General features: G+C 55.6%; 15 protein-coding genes. 3 read left to right on the top strand and 12 right to left on the bottom strand.

The genetic code is table 11. The annotated features are described in order from the left end of the window. Window positions 1-13: 13 nt before the first annotated feature. From VMS83_RS00995 to VMS83_RS00975, 5 genes are all read right to left on the bottom strand, one after another. Window positions 14-193: a methytransferase partner Trm112 gene (locus VMS83_RS00995; RefSeq protein ID WP_325408966.1), complete on the bottom strand. Its 180-nt coding sequence runs from the start codon at window positions 191-193 to the stop codon at window positions 14-16. Next, on the bottom strand, window positions 190-1,203 hold the full coding sequence (locus tag VMS83_RS00990) for an adenylosuccinate synthetase (protein ID WP_325408964.1): 1,014 nt from the start codon (window positions 1,201-1,203) through the stop codon (window positions 190-192). Before VMS83_RS00990 ends, VMS83_RS00995 begins: the two co-directional genes overlap by 4 nt. 120 nt (window positions 1,204-1,323) lie before the next feature. Beyond that, a complete protein-coding gene (locus VMS83_RS00985; protein WP_325408962.1) occupies window positions 1,324-2,481 on the bottom strand; it encodes an aminotransferase class I/II-fold pyridoxal phosphate-dependent enzyme in 1,158 nt (385 codons plus the stop codon). A gap of 9 nt (window positions 2,482-2,490) precedes the next feature. Further along, window positions 2,491-2,982, bottom strand: coding sequence for an Lrp/AsnC family transcriptional regulator (locus VMS83_RS00980; protein WP_325408960.1), 492 nt, complete (start codon window positions 2,980-2,982; stop codon window positions 2,491-2,493). A 6-nt stretch (window positions 2,983-2,988) separates the two neighbouring features. Beyond that, the gene (locus VMS83_RS00975; protein ID WP_325408958.1) at window positions 2,989-4,281 is read right to left on the bottom strand and encodes an ORC1-type DNA replication protein; all 1,293 of its coding nucleotides are present in this window, start codon (window positions 4,279-4,281) and stop codon (window positions 2,989-2,991) included. A gap of 549 nt (window positions 4,282-4,830) precedes the next feature. Here VMS83_RS00975 and VMS83_RS00970 point away from each other — a divergent pair. Continuing rightward, window positions 4,831-5,319, top strand: a complete 489-nt coding sequence (locus VMS83_RS00970) for a MogA/MoaB family molybdenum cofactor biosynthesis protein (protein ID WP_325408957.1) — start codon at window positions 4,831-4,833, stop codon at window positions 5,317-5,319. Window positions 5,320-5,370: 51 nt separating this feature from the next. On the opposite strand, the gene cgi121 is transcribed toward VMS83_RS00970, so the two are convergent. The 7 genes from cgi121 to VMS83_RS00935 all read right to left on the bottom strand — a co-directional run bounded on the left by cgi121 (window position 5,371) and on the right by VMS83_RS00935 (window position 12,213). Further along, window positions 5,371-5,877: a KEOPS complex subunit Cgi121 gene (cgi121, locus tag VMS83_RS00965; protein ID WP_325408956.1), complete on the bottom strand. Its 507-nt coding sequence runs from the start codon at window positions 5,875-5,877 to the stop codon at window positions 5,371-5,373. An 18-nt stretch (window positions 5,878-5,895) separates the two neighbouring features. After that, window positions 5,896-8,067 carry an ATP-dependent DNA helicase gene (locus tag VMS83_RS00960; RefSeq protein ID WP_325408955.1) on the bottom strand — a complete coding sequence of 724 codons (2,172 nt, stop codon included), beginning with the start codon at window positions 8,065-8,067 and terminating at the stop codon, window positions 5,896-5,898. A 53-nt stretch (window positions 8,068-8,120) separates the two neighbouring features. Next, window positions 8,121-8,666, bottom strand: a complete 546-nt coding sequence (locus VMS83_RS00955; RefSeq protein WP_325408953.1) for a KH domain-containing protein — start codon at window positions 8,664-8,666, stop codon at window positions 8,121-8,123. A gap of 82 nt (window positions 8,667-8,748) precedes the next feature. Further along, entirely contained in the window at window positions 8,749-9,528 is a 780-nt protein-coding gene (locus VMS83_RS00950; RefSeq protein ID WP_325408951.1) for a serine protein kinase RIO, read from the bottom strand. 45 nt (window positions 9,529-9,573) lie between these two features. After that, the gene (locus VMS83_RS00945) at window positions 9,574-10,515 is read right to left on the bottom strand and encodes a tyrosine--tRNA ligase (RefSeq protein ID WP_325408949.1); all 942 of its coding nucleotides are present in this window, start codon (window positions 10,513-10,515) and stop codon (window positions 9,574-9,576) included. A 25-nt stretch (window positions 10,516-10,540) separates the two neighbouring features. Then, window positions 10,541-11,572, bottom strand: coding sequence for a type II glyceraldehyde-3-phosphate dehydrogenase (locus VMS83_RS00940; RefSeq protein ID WP_325408947.1), 1,032 nt, complete (start codon window positions 11,570-11,572; stop codon window positions 10,541-10,543). A gap of 149 nt (window positions 11,573-11,721) precedes the next feature. Next, window positions 11,722-12,213 carry a DUF367 family protein gene (locus VMS83_RS00935; RefSeq protein ID WP_325408945.1) on the bottom strand — a complete coding sequence of 164 codons (492 nt, stop codon included), beginning with the start codon at window positions 12,211-12,213 and terminating at the stop codon, window positions 11,722-11,724. Between the two features lie 30 nt (window positions 12,214-12,243). Between VMS83_RS00935 and VMS83_RS00930 the strand changes: the two genes are divergently transcribed. Together VMS83_RS00930 and VMS83_RS00925 are read left to right on the top strand one after the other, a co-directional pair. Then, window positions 12,244-13,113, top strand: a complete 870-nt coding sequence (locus tag VMS83_RS00930) for a nucleoside 2-deoxyribosyltransferase (RefSeq protein WP_325408943.1) — start codon at window positions 12,244-12,246, stop codon at window positions 13,111-13,113. 96 nt (window positions 13,114-13,209) lie between these two features. Next, the gene (locus tag VMS83_RS00925) at window positions 13,210-14,742 is read left to right on the top strand and encodes a glycosyltransferase family 39 protein (protein ID WP_325408942.1); all 1,533 of its coding nucleotides are present in this window, start codon (window positions 13,210-13,212) and stop codon (window positions 14,740-14,742) included.

Raw genomic sequence — 14,742 nt, 5'->3', positions numbered from 1 at the left:
CGTTTCACCGTACTTATCGTGTGGCAGGTGGAAGGAGGTTGGGGATTCCCCCGGTGATGGGATAATCCACGTTACAGGCGCCGCAGTGCAGGCTTCCCTCAAGGATCTCCTTTTCATCCTCTGCATCGACACGGAGCGTGAGATCCCCTTTGCAGACCGGGCAGCACAGGATCTCCATGAGCGAACGTTTCATGCGTACTCTTTCCTGATATCGATGATCTGGGACATCTCGGGTCCGGTGGAGATGAGGGTGACAGGACAGCCGATATCGTCCTCAGCCATCTTGAGGAATTCCCGTGCCTTTTTGGAGAGCTTGCTGTACTCGGTAATCCCGAAACAGTCCTTGTCCACGCGGTCGATGCCGGTGATCGCTGCCTGGGTGCAGCCGTTGATCATGGCCGAATACCGGGCCATATCGCCGTCCCAGCCACCGATGCGGCGCTTGCGGTGAGTGACTGTGCCGAACTCCTGGATACCCATCGCATCCGACTTCTCTGAGGACATCTCGGTGGAGAACGGGCCTTCGCCCACCCGGGTCGGGTACGCCTTGAAGACCACGATCACATCGTCGATCTTTGTCGGCCCGACACCGTTATCTGCAGCGATCTGGGAGGCTGACGTATCCTTGCTTGTCACAAACGGGTAGGTCCCGTAATAGAGGGAGATCCCAAAGCCCTGCGTACCCTCGAGGAGGACCCTGTTTCCGCCTTTTAAGGCATCGTCAATGGCCTTGGGGACATCGAGCAGGTACTCAGCGAGCTCCGGCACATCTTTTGCCTGGGGGGAGAGCCGCATGACCCGGTCGGCATTGGCCGGTCCGCAGCCGGAGCCGGTGCTCCCGATCTTCTTTGCAAGGTGGGCACTGCCCTTGTCCCGGGCGATATGATCCTCGGTGATAATACCGCAGCGCTTGTCCACAAAAACGCGGCCCTTGACACCCAGCATCTCGACCTCGTGCTTGAGGACCCGGGGATCGACCAGTACGCCGCTTCCTATGCAGAGTTTGGCCTTTTTATAGACAAAACCTGACGGCACCATCCGCACGCCATATTCATGGTCGCCAACCTGCACTGTATGCCCGGCGTTCGGGCCGACACCGCCCCGGGAGATGATAACGGGTTCATCTGCATGAGCGATGTGGGCAACAACCTTGCCCTTCCCCTCATCCCCAAAAAAGCCACCTACGATAATTGTACAGCTCATTGGAATATCATGTAGTGTACGCCGGTGTGGGCAATAAAGTCTGCCCTGAAGTAATAAAGGGAATTTTCAAGGATGTCTGCCGTTATGAAAGGGTGTGATCCGCCCGATGGTGGTGACCGGTTACAGGCCGTTTACGAACGTCTCCATCCGGCCCAGTGCCTCGGTCAGCTCCTTTCGGGAAACTGCATAGGCACAGCGGAGGTGATAGTCCCCTCCGGCACCAAAAACGCTGCCGGGCACTACGGCAACCCGTTGCTCCCGGAGCAGGCGCTCGGCAAATTCAACGTCGGAAAGCCCGGTCCCTTTTACAGAGGGGAACGCATAAAACGCCCCCTCGGGCACATGGCAGGAGAGACCGATCCGGTTGAGGCCCGCGACAAACATGTTACGCCGGAGACGGTACTCGTTGACCATCCCGACCTTCTCATCTTCCGCCGAACGCAGCGCCTCGAGCGCCCCGATCTGCCCCATAACGGGAGCACAGAGCATGACGTACTGGTGGATCTTGAGCGCCGCATCGCAGATCTCTTTGGGTGCACAGAGGAATCCCACCCGCCAGCCGGTCATCGCATAGGATTTGGAGAACCCGTTGAGCGTGATCGTCCGTTCCCAGAGGTCTTTTATGGTTGCTGCAGCCACATGGGGGGCTTCGTACGTGAGCTCCGAGTAGACCTCGTCGCTCATCAGCATCAGGTCCCGGTCGGTGACAATGTCAGCGATGGGTCCGAGGTCCTCCTTTTTCATGATGGCCCCGGTCGGGTTGTTCGGGAAGTTGATGATCAGTGCCTTGGTCTTCGGGGTGATTTTTTCCTGGAGCTTGTCCGGGTTGAGCCGGAAATGATCCTTTTCTGTACACTCGACCGGAACTGGTATGCCTCCGGCGAGAGCGACGCAGGGGGCGTAGGATACGTAACTGGGCTCGGCGATCAGTACCTCATCCCCGGGATTGACGATGGCGCGAATCGCGATGTCAAGCCCTTCCGATACGCCGGAGGTAATGATCATCTCTTCACTGGCCGAATACCGGAGCTGGTACCGGCTGGCGAGGTGGGCTGAAAGAGCATCACGAAGGGACTGGAGGCCCCGGTTCGGGGTATACGAGGTCGTACCTTGCTCAATCGAATAGATGCCGGCTTCGCAGATGTTCCATGGTGTCCGGAAATCGGGTTCGCCAACTCCTAAGGAGATGACATCGCTCATGGTGAGCGCAAGATCAAAAAATTTCCGGATTCCCGACGGGGGAATCTCCCGGGCGCGGTCAGAGACAAACGTTCGCATCCGACCACCTCAGAAGGAATAGGGAAGGCGTTCTGCTTCCTGCTGCTCAAAGAGCGTATTACCGTTCTCCTTATAGGATTTCATGACTATATGGGTGGCCGTCTCGCGGATACGGTCCATCGGTGCAACATGCTCGGAGACAAAACGGGAGACCTCCTGCATGTTCTTCCCGCTCACCATTACCTGGAGATCGTACGTCCCGGTGATCAGCCGCAGGGTACGTACCTGCCGGAACCGGGAGAGCCTTTCCGCAATCCGGTCGTACCCGAAATCGCGCTCGGGGCTCACCTTGAGCTCAATGATGGCCGAGACTTCCCCGTTCCCGGCCTTCTCCCAGTTGATCACCGTGGTGTACTTGCGGATGATCCGGCTCTCCTCAAGGGCATGGATCCGGGATTCCACCTCGACCGGGATAAGATTAATCATCGATCCGATTTCCTGCGCAGACAGCCGGCTGTTCTCCTCAAGAATCCGGAGGAGTTCAAGATCCTTGTCATCCATCACACGTCACCTGAACCACGTTTTTAACCATTTGGCTTCCATCTGATTTATATCAAGATCTTTGAGACCGTTCAGCCTCGGATCCTTGAGGACAACCTCGCGGATCTTGCTGGTATTGGCATCAAACCACATCTCTTTTGTGCGCCCGTACCTTCCCCTGCTCACGACCCGGGTGTTGATGACCCCCAGCATGTTAAGCTCCGATATCAGGTCCGTGATCCGGCGGTGGGTGAGGATATCGAGCTGTATCGAGGGTGCAATATCCTGGTACACACGCGAAACCTCCCCGCTCGTGAAGATGTTCTGTCCCAGCTGCTCCAGCGTCAGCATGGAGAAGAGGATCAGCTTACTCTGGGTGGGGAGGGTGGCTATGCATTCAATCATGCTGTCCGTCTCGATCTTTGCCTGGGCCTGCTTGACGTGGACCTCAGTCAGCTGCTTTGATTCGTCCCGGTCCGCAAGTTCTCCTGAGATCCGGAGCAGATCGAGAGCCCGTCGTGCATCGCCATGCTCCTGAGCGGCAAGGGCGGCACAGAGTGGGATCACCCCTTCGGCGATGGCCCCGTCAAGGAATGCCCCGGCAGCCCGCTGGGTCAGGATATCGACCAGCTGGGGTGCATTGTAGGGGGGGAACACGATCTCTTCTTCCGAGAGAGAGGAGAGAACACGGGGATCGAGGAAGTCCTTGAAGCTGAGATCATTGGAGATCCCGATGATGCTCACCTTGGAGTTCTTCAGGTCGGAGTTGATCCGGGTCAGGTTATAGAGCGTGTCATCTCCGCTCTTTTTTACCAGCTTATCGATCTCGTCAAGGACGATCACGAGCACGCCGCCACCGGCCTCGAGCTGGTTCTTTAACTCCGCGTACACCTGGTCGGTCGGCCACCCGGTCATCGGGATGTGTGTCCGGGTCTTATCGCTTGATGCTTCCTCAACCCCGTCGATACACTTTGCGATCTGGGCGAGGACCCGGTACTGCGTGTCGATCACTTCACAGTTGAGGTGGACAATACGACAGGTGGTCCCCATGGTGCTGCTGGCTTTTTCCAGCTCGGTGCCAACGTACCTGACACTGGCAGTCTTTCCTGTTCCCGTTTTTCCGTAGATCAGGATATTTGAGGGAGTTTCATTTCTGAGTGACGGGGCAAGAATAGAGGCGATGGTATCGATCTGGGGTTGACGGTGAGGCAGGATCTGAGGCCGGTAAGAATGCCGGAGGACTTCCCGGTCACGGAAGATCCGGTTGTTTGATAAGTATTTGATAAATAAACCGGTTGAGGGATCTACAGGTTCTGGCATGATGACTCGTGGAGCTGAGTCTTAGCGGGGAGAGATTAAAAAATACTCGATTTATTCCCCTTTATATACCCCCCTGCTTCCTGTGGAAATGCTGTTTAAATCTGATTATTTGTTGATATCTTTCCAACCGAAGGGATTTTGCTTTTAATATTTTTCTTCATTTTGAGTTAAACGGGTTACAATCTGCTCCCGGTTCTTCTTTTTCTCAAATCTCGTTGTGTTGTCAGGGAGAGACCCCTTTGTTTCGTGTGGAACCTGAAAGAAATGACCTGTTGATATTAAAATTAAATAAAGAAAAATAGTCAACTATTGTATGCTTCTAAATCTATTTAAATCAATCGAAATTAATTTCGGTTTGAGTGCTCCATAAGACCAATCCCACTCCGGCAGATTGGGAAATTTCAGGAAGAAGCTCGTGGATAATTGAAGAAGATCTCCACTGGAAGTGATGGGGTGGCCCCTTTTTTTATAAAAAAGAAAATAAAAACAGGCAATCCAGGGAGAATCCAACCTTCAAGTTATCAGCAGAGAGGTCTAAGAGAACATACCATGAAGCAGGAACATCTCCAGCCGATTCCGGTCTCAGCAGGGGTTATTACCGTCTCAACGACCCGGACCAGAGAAACAGACACCAGCGGAAATACAATCCAGACAATCCTTTCCGAAGCCAACATCCCTGTACGGCACTATGCGGTCATACCCGACCGTATCGATGCCATCCGGGCCGAGCTTGATCTTGCCCTCAGAACCTGCAACTGTATCATCGTTGATGGCGGTACCGGGCTGACCCATGACGATTGTACCATTGAGGCAGTATCGCCCCTTCTTGAGAAAAGAATAGATGGATTCGGGGAGCTCTTCCGGATGAAGAGCTACGAAGAGATTGGAACCTCAATGATGCTCTCCCGGGCTGTTGCCGGAACGATAAAAGGAGCCGTGGTATTCTGCATCCCCGGATCGACCGGTGCTGTGACCCTGGCCACCAAATCACTCATTGTTCCGGAGATCGTACACATCCTTTCACACGCGAACAGATAGATCCGTTTTCCCGGGGATTTCTGCAGCAGAGGAACGAGCCGGAAGCCAGTTTTATTTGTTCACTTCAAGGAGAGCGACCCGTTCCAGCACAAGATCCTGGAGTCGCCCTGTACCCGCTGCAGCAATCTCTGCCGGAGAGATCCCGAAGAGATCCATAAGCCGGGCAGCTTTTGCGGGGGTAATCCCCTCATCCGGTTCTCCGCAAAAATGGAGGATGCCTGCCAGCCGGTCCCAGATCCCGGCCGGCGCCGGGCAGCAACAGACGTACAACCGGTTCTCTCCCCCATGAAGGCCAAAAGAGACCGCAACGCTGCACTGCCGGCTGCCTGCAGCATAGAGCAGGGCCTCCATCTCAAATGAATTGGAGATGGCCTCTCCCGAACAGAAGGACCGGTATGCTTGACGGAGTGCAACCTCTGCATGTTTCTCCCCGGCCAGTTTGTCTGCATCAAAACAGACAATACGCGAATCCATCCTGTCGGCAATTTCCCGCACCTTTTCAAGAAAAACCGCCGGGTCCCGGACACAGGCTTCCGCATACCGGATTGTACAGCTCAATTCTTCTCCGCTCATCGCTCACCCGAAATGAAACAGGGTGGACTGACCCCGTGCGGCGGTGTTTTCGCTATCCTCAGCCACCTCTCCTGCAGATCTTCTTTTTGGCCGGAGCTGTTCAAGAATCTGTTCCGCGATACCCGCACCCAGGATCTTTACCAGCTCCTCTTTGTCGTGCATGAGGATCTCTTCAGGTGACGTAATACCGTTGTTGAAGAGCCGGCGGGCACGCACCCTCCCGATGCCCCGGAGCCGGATCAGCGGCAGGAGCTCGCGCCGGATGCCGTTCTTCATGCAGATCTCGCATTCGGCAATCTGGGGGTAAAACACCGGGGCAAATATCCGGGCCAGCTGGGTCGTGGCATGGAGAAGCCAGTTGATGTTCTCAACCATGCCATAGACATCGCCGGGTCCGACTGCGTACCGTTCGCAGATCTTTTCTTCGGCAAGTTCATCCATCCAGTCTGAAAGGAGCATCGCGGTCTTGACGCCCCGGTAAAAGTGCTCCGCCCCCTCCTCATCTGCCGGCAGCGGAAGCCAGAGTTCTCCGGCTTTTGCCTCCAGCATCCGCGAGAGTGCGGGGAGGTCCGCATTTCTTGCATAGAGCGTGGGCATATCCGGCGTGCTGCAGATGAGCTGGAGCAGGCCGGTATCCGAGTATGCGGTGTTCTCCCGGAGGGTCGCGACAATGAGGGAAGCACTCCTCGGGTCGATATACATCCGTGATACAAGGGCGCCAAGCTCGGTAGCGCCAAGGTGCTCACCGATATCCAGGACCATCTCCGCTGCAATCAGGAATTCGAGGGCGGTATCCACCGCGCGGTGCATGAGCCTGCCCTGCCGGTGCTCATGGACATAATACGAGCGGTTCATGAATGCTGAGAGCTCGCTCCTTGTCTGTACAAACCCCGAGGCAACAAGCGAGAGGACATGGGTATAAAGTGCGGTCGGCTCAGCCAGACGCGAATGGACATCCTCCGCTTCGGCGTCAATATACACGTCGAAGAGCTCCGGAACCTGCTCGGGGTCCTTTGCGATCAGGACAGCTTCGCCGTAAGGATCGAGCCGGGGCCTCCCGGCCCGTCCTGCCATCTGCCGGTACTCGCTGACCGGGATCGGCTGCATTCCCTCCCCCGCGGAGAACCGGAGGTAGTCGCGGATGATAACCCGGCGGGCGGGTAGGTTAAGGCCGGCAGCAAGGGTTGGCGTGGACGAGATGCACTTGAGCCAGCCCTTGCGAAACGCCTCTTCCACGATGCTACGCTCGTTCCGGGCAAGGCCAGCGTGGTGGAAGGCGGCGCCTTTTGCCACGCAGGCAGAGAGCGTCTTTATCATCTCGGTCGGGGTCCCGGCAAGCAGGCGCTCTGCACAGGCAGCGAGAGGTGCAGCTTCGCTCTTTATCGCGGCTGCGGCCCGTTTTGCAAATGCTTCGGCGTTCCGGCGCGAGGAGACAAAGACAAGGCACTGCCCCCCCTCGGCAATGGTGTCGAGGCAGAGATTGAGATCATCGTAGTTCTTGGAGACCTGCTTGACGGGGCGAGCCCCCTCCCTGAACTGGATCCGGTTATCGTAGAAGACCCCCTGGCGCAGGTCTACCGGCCGCCAGGAGCTCGTGACCATCTCGCCGTCGAGCCACCCGGCAAGCATCTTCGGATTGCCGATGGTTGCTGAAAGGCCGATCACCTGCATGGCCGGGTTTCGGTACCGCATCTTGGCGATGACCATCTCGAGGGTCGGTCCCCGGTCCGGCGAATCGATCAGGTGGACCTCATCCACAACAAGAAGGGTGATCTCGGGTATCCAGCGTGCGCTGTTCCGCAGGAGCGAGTCCACTTTCTCGCTCGTGGCCACGATGATATCATTCCTGCCCAAGCCATCGTCCCGCCGGTCAAGATCACCGGTCGAGATACCGACCCGCACACCCTTCCCGTTAAACTCCTCGTATTTTTCCGAGGCAAGGGCCTTTAAGGGGACAATATACAGGCATTTTCCCCCGGCGGCGATGTGCCGGTGCATCGCCATCTCCGCGATCAGCGTCTTTCCGCTTGCGGTCGGGATCGCAACAAGGAGATTCTTACCGTCCAGAAGTCCCATTTCAACGCAGGCAGCCTGTGGGGGATAGAGCTCGACAATCCCGTGTTCTTGGTACTGTCGCCTGAGAGTATCGGGTATGGCAAGATCCGTTATCTGCATCGGGGGGTGCTGAGGGGACTGCATAAAAAAGCGGGAGCAGAGGGGAGGTTCGATCAGTAGTAGTAACTGATCATGTCCTGCTTGGCCTCTTTCTTTTTCTTGTCGAGGAATGCAAAGACGTTCTCGTGGGGGACCCCCTCGATGAGCATATCGATGGCTGCCCGTGCGACCTTCATCTGTTCGGGGTACCCGATAAGGGCCACGGTATGGCCAAAGACGGAGATATCCACATCGGTCATATTCTCGATCTGCTCGCGGGCACGGCCGTCCTTTCCGATGATCCTCCCGCGGACCCGGTCAAGCTGCCGGGGATTATCTGCCGTGCGGGAGAGATCGATAATGTCGAGGAGGAGATCCTCATCCTCGATCATCTCGAAAGCGCGTTCGGGGGAGAACCCGGCATTGATGGCATTGATGATCTCGACCGCCCTCAGCAGGGGAATGGCATTCTCCTCGGCGGCCTCCACTTTCACCTGTCCCTCTTTGCTGTCGATGGAGATGGCAGTATTGGTCTTTGATTCGAGCTCTTTTTTTGTCGAACCGCCTTTCCCGATGAGAACTCCCACCCTGCTCTGTGCAATTTTTAATTCCTGAATCATTGTCCTGTAACCCTCTTATGTGGATGTTCCTGTCTTTTTATCAGAATGACTGGAGATATTTTCCAGAAGTGCTGCCCGGGATTCATGGCTGCGATACACTGAGGCCGGTCACCGCGTTGAAGATCTCATACTCTGTCTTGATCTCGCACCCTTTTTTTGCAAAGAACCGGTTCACGTTACGGATGTCCCGCATCAGGAACTGGAGGGCACGCGGGTGATCGCGGGTGACCGATTGCCCCATATCGATGAGATATGGTTGGTCATGGTACAATATATTGAACTCGCTCAGGTCCCCATGCACGAGCTCTGCCCCCTTGTACAGGGTATCGATCATGGAAACTACTGATTCGTAAACGAGCGCGGGATCGTCGAGATCCACGTACCTCAGCTGAGGATACGGCCGCTCATCCTCGCCCAAAAAGGACATCACCAGGATGTTCCGGTCAAAGACCAGAGGCTCCGGGACAGGAAGTCCTGCCTCTTTAGCCCGTGCGAGGTTTGAATACTCTTTTTTTGTCCAGGCAAAGACGAGCTCTTTTCTGGATTTTTTGACATTGGCAAACCGGCGGTCTCCCAGAATATAGGAGCTCATCGTGGTGAAATTCGCAGACTGGATCCGGTATATTTTGATCGCAACGGCCGTGTCGCCCAGGTCACCCAGAAAGACGTTTGCCTCTTTGCCGGTACTGATAGAACCACCGATCGCGGAGAGCCATTTTTTGTGAACAAGCTTGTAAAGGGCAAGGAGGGTTACCTCATCAAAGACATTCTCGCTGACCTTGAAGGTGTCCGCATCCTTGATCCGGATCCCCATCTCGGCAATGCGCTGATCGAATGTTTCCTCCTTCTTTTCGATTCTCACGGGCAATTCCCCGAATACTACTGGTACGTATAACCCATCTGTCCTTCAGCGGATATACTCGCGCACCGGGGCAAGGATGGTAACCAGCCCCTCGCCGCAGGCCTTCTTGAGATCGAGCGGGTGGATCTCCTTCTTGGCATATGCGGCTTCGAGCTCAGCATACGAGGCAAAGGTCCGGTCGCCACCGAACTTCTCTGGCCGTTTTATGGTGATCGCAGGCAGGCGGGGGAAGATGTGGTGCTGGAAGATCTGGAGGACCGGGTTCTCTGCAATCTCCGGCGGGCAGAAGGCCTTCTGGCATTTTTTCCGGATCTCGTCCTCGCTGTCAGCGACTGAGATATAATTCCCTTGTGAAGAGGACATCTTCTTCCCGTCAAGGCCATTCAGGATGGGTGTGTGGATGCAGACCGGGGCAGGATAATTGAAGTTCGGGAGATGCTCGCGTGCCAGCATGTGGATCTTCCGCTGGTCAATCCCGCCGACTGCTGCATCGACGCCAAGCATTGCAATATCGGCCATCTGCATGATCGGGTAGACCATCTGCGAGACGGTCGGGTGGTCCATATGCCGGCCCACCTCGTCCATGCTCCGGGTTGCCCGGGCAAGGGTGATCTGCTGGGAGAGCTGGTGGACAAGCAGCTCGTACTCGCGGTTGAGCTGGAGATCGGAGCCGAGGACATAGCGGACGTTTTTCAGGCCGAGCCCCTCGAAGCAGCGGCGGTTATACTCGGCGAGTTCCCCGACCTTTTCCATGGTTCCTTTCCGGTTAAGGAACGCATGCAGGTCGGCCAAGAGGACCGTGACCTCGAAGCCTGCTGCCTGGAGATCGACCAGTTTGTTTACCGTGACCAGGTGGCCGAGATGGATCTCGCCGCTTGGCTCGTACCCTGCATACACTTTTTTTACCGGCTTCGCGAGAAGAGCGCGAAGGTCATCTTCGGTGACGATCTCAACGGTGTTCCGGGTAACCCGTTCGAAGGTGTCCATCAAAAAGTATGGGTGATGAAAAGAGTTAATGGTTGTTCTGGATGGGGATGAAGTGGAGGGCATCGTTGGTAAGTTTGATCGAGGCTGTTCCATCTTTACTCAGGCCGGTCATTGCGCGTATCGCATCCACGTTCTCAACAACCACATCGGCCTCCTGGTGGATGGCCTGGAAGAAGCAGAGCTCGTTCTTGTTTGCATAGATCGATTCCTCGAAGATGCAGTTTTCATAGAGGTCAGCCCGCTGCCGGCCGAGGTCCATGGCAAATTCCTTGAGCTCAGCGGTGCTTTTTATCGCGGCGGTCTTCTTCACGAGGCCCATCCGCGGATGGCTCTTTATGAGATCGATAACTCTCTCCCGGTTCACCTCTTTTTTGGTGGTGATCCGGATCGCATGCATGTGCATCATTGTGGTCGGGACGATCATCGCCATTGTCGTGATCGAGATATGGGGGAGCACGGTCTGGACATCAGGCCCGTGGTGGCTGGGGACACTGACCGGGTCGAGGACGACCGCATCGATCGGTCCCTTCTTGATCTCGCCGGGGTCGGATCCGCGCCGGACCATGATTGCGTGGACATGCTCAACGCCGAACGCCTTGTCAACCTCGTGGATGATCCGGCACAGGCCGGTGGTGTTGCAGGAGACAACCCGGACAAACTGCCTGCCGATTGCATCGGAAAAGTTGCAGGACGAGTTGAAGGAGAAGCCGGCGACCTCGTGCTCCTCGCCCCCCTGCCAGAGCGCCTTTTTCCCGAGTTTTTCATAGAGCGGCTTGTTGGTCGCACCGACATCCCCGGGTGTCGCGTCCACGATCACATCGGCCGCTCTGCACATGTCCTCGACCGAACCGGCAACGGTGAGGCCCGCTTTCTCGAACGCCGCCTTCTTTGAAATATCCGCGATGTAGAGGGGATACCCGCGCTGCTTTGCAATAAATGCCTCAGCATTCGGGCGGGTCTTGGAGACGCCGATCACTTTCATGTCCTTCTGGGCTGCAACCGCATCGGCGACACGCTTCCCGATGGTACCGTACCCGTTGATGGCAACCTTGATCATATACCGAATCTGTAGGAACCAGATGAGATAAAGGTTGCCTGATGTTGCCCGGGATGAGGTACGAGATGAAGCTCTGCAGCATTTAGGAAGAAAAAGCCGAACATTTTCGCGTGAAAAAGGAAGATTCCGGTGGCAAATCCTACAAATTGTTACAGAAACAGGGCCTGAAACTTTACAACCTCGGTACTGTTCTTTGCCGTGGCGTAGAGTTCCAGCGGTTCTTTGTTGACTTCCAGGAACCGGATCCCCCAGTTGACACAGCCAAGAATCTGCGCCGCCCGCTCCTTTTCGCCTACGATATACAGGGCCGCCGCAATCGCCTCAACAGATGTCAGTTTGCAGGGCTTCCCGAAGTTGACCGGGTTTGCGGCCATGAGGAAAGGCAATGCCCGCCGGATCCTCCACGAGCTGACTGCACCGGTATCGAGCACCTCCCACGAACAGTCGAGCGCGGTGATCGATTTCACGTCTCTGTCCTCCGGAGAGAGGGCTTTTTCGGCTGTCGGGTCTAAAAGTAGGGTATTTCTTGGGATCTGCGAGATCGTTTTGACAATTCGCAAATGTCCTGCCCGCTCCAGTTTCTTTACCGTGCACTTCCTGGGGTCACAACTGTTGTCCCGGTAAGCCAGAAGCGGAATCATTGATTATTCTGTGCGTGCACACACTGTATAATGTACGTGCTCTGTTCTCCCTGTATTCTTTCACCAGCACTCCGGGCGAAGGGGATAACGCACCCCTCGGACATTGCCCTTTTTGCAAAGTCCATCGGGCGATGCAGAAAGTTCGGGATCGAGGTCGTCCCCCTGCCCTGTCCCGAGACACGGTATCTCGGCCCGGGCCGGAAGCCCGGCACCTATCTCGAACGCCTCAATACCCCGGAATTTGCAACACTTCTGGACGAGTTGTGCGGGAAGGTAAACGACATCATCCAAGAACGGGGGCCCCCGCTCTGTATCCTTGGCGTCAACTCGTCACCGACCTGCGGGGTCACGAGCACGTACTACGGAGCCGAAGGGGATACGCCGGCAAAACAGCAGGGCCGGGGGGTCTTTTACGCCCGCTTCCCGGATATCCCGGCACAGGACGTTGCGGTTTTCTCTCAGTACCGGATCTACCTTGCCGCTCCCCTCTTCTCGGAAGCCGAGAGATCCTACAATACCTCCATTGCAGAGCTGCTCAGGGAACATTGTTTTGAAGTGTTCCTCCCGCAGGACTCAGGTGACAACCAGGCCGTGCGGGATAAGAGTGAGCATGCGCAGATCTACCGTCGCAACCGGCGGGCGATCCGGGATGCCGACATGGTCGTTGCCATTATCGACGGGGCCGATGCGGATTCGGGAACTTCCTGGGAAATGGGATACGCAGCGGGGATGAAGAAAACCGTGATCGCTCTCCGGACGGATTTCCGGATGGCCGGCAGCCATGAACGGGTGAACCTTATGCTCGAGCAGGCGTCACGGGTAGTGACATCCCGGGACGAACTTCTTTCCGCAGCAGGTGCACTCCCTACCATCCGGCAGCCGGAACCATCATCTGCATAAGTTACCTGAAAACCTCCTCGTCACAAATGGCAGCATTTTCAGGAGAATAATGCAGGCAAGTTATATCTGAATCCTGACAAATAGGTAGTGAGTGCGATGGCGAAGAAAAAAGCGGGCCGGGAACCGGAAAAGCGGCAGGATCCTTTCAGGGAATGCGATCTTGACGGAGGGTATGAATCCCCCGTCCGGACCATCCGGGATCTTACCTTTAATAACATACAATCAATTGTTTCGAAAAGCCGGTACGTCCAGTCCCTTCTTCTTCTCACGGTTATCGGTATTTTCCTGCGGTTCTATGACCTCGGTTTCAACTCTCTCTGGCTTGATGAGGCCAGCACCTATACGATATCAGTAAAATCCTTTGCCGATATCTGGCAGGTGACCGCGTCAGGCGAGTTTAACCCCCCGCTCTTTTACTGGATCGAACATGTCATGCTCATGCTGGGAAATAATGAGGTCATCCTGCGCTTTATCCCGGCGCTCCTGGGTGTCCTTACCATCCCGCTCTTTTACCTGATTGGTAAGGAGTTCCTCGACCGCAATGCAGGCCTTATTGCTGCTGCCGCCTGTGCATTCTCCCCGTTCCTGATCTATTACTCGCAGGAAGCGCGGGCCTACATGATGATGCTCTTTTTTGTCGGGCTGGCGACGCTCTTTTTCCTCAGGGCCATGAAATCCGGCAGCCTCGCCCACTGGGTGCTTTTCGGTGCCTTTGCCGCGCTGGCCTTCTGGGCACACTTCTATGCGCTGGTGCTGATTGGGGCGCTGGTGTTATTTGCGCTCATCGAATGGGTTCCCCGGATCCGTACTGAAATCGGTAACCTCAAAATGCTGGTAGCATCCATTGTGGTTTTTGTGGTCCTGTCGCTGCCCCTCATCATTGTCACCCTCCAGCTCTTTGTGCTCCGGACATCATTGGCACCCACGTACGGAATTCAGGGATTGGAGCTCATCCCTGAGACCTTCGTCCAGATAGCCGGGATGAACATTTTTGTTGTGTTCCTCCTGGTAGCACTATTCATCATCGGTATTATCCAGGCGTTCCGCATCGAAAGGAGCAAGGGGATATTCCTGGTACTGATCACCGTCCTCACGTTTGTGATCAGCTATGTTCTGTCGTTCAAGATGCCCATGCTCCCCCGGTATCTCATCTTTTTGAGCATTGTTTTTTTCCTTGGTATTGCAGTATCCTATCACCTGGTGTACTCCCTCTGGAATACCAGGACTGTAGTGTATGGATTTATCGCAGTTCTCTTTATCATCAGTGCGCCGGTCCTGGCAGGTTATTATTCAGGATATTCAAAGGAAGACTGGAGGGGTGTCTCCGCTGCACTTGAGCAGAAGGCCCAGCCGGGCGATATCGTTGTTTCGGTTCCCGGCTATATCGCCCAGCCACTCGACTATTATTACTCATCATCCAAGGCGCAGACTACGGAGTACGGGGCAACAACAGCCGGAGATCTCGACCACGTTTTGGCGGAGAGCGGAAACCATACGATCTATTTTGTGGTTACCGGTGACATCAGTGCGGCCGATCCGAATGGCGATGCGATACAGTGGCTCAAAAATAATGCTACCTATGTTGGTTCAGATGTCACGCAGGGGATCTACCTTTTTACACGATCCTGA

Source organism: Methanoregula sp. (genome assembly GCF_035543475.1).
Taxonomy (GTDB): domain Archaea; phylum Halobacteriota; class Methanomicrobia; order Methanomicrobiales; family Methanospirillaceae; genus Methanoregula.
The sequence above is the reverse complement of the archived record's forward strand: the minus strand, read 5'-3'. Positions and strand labels throughout refer to the sequence as shown.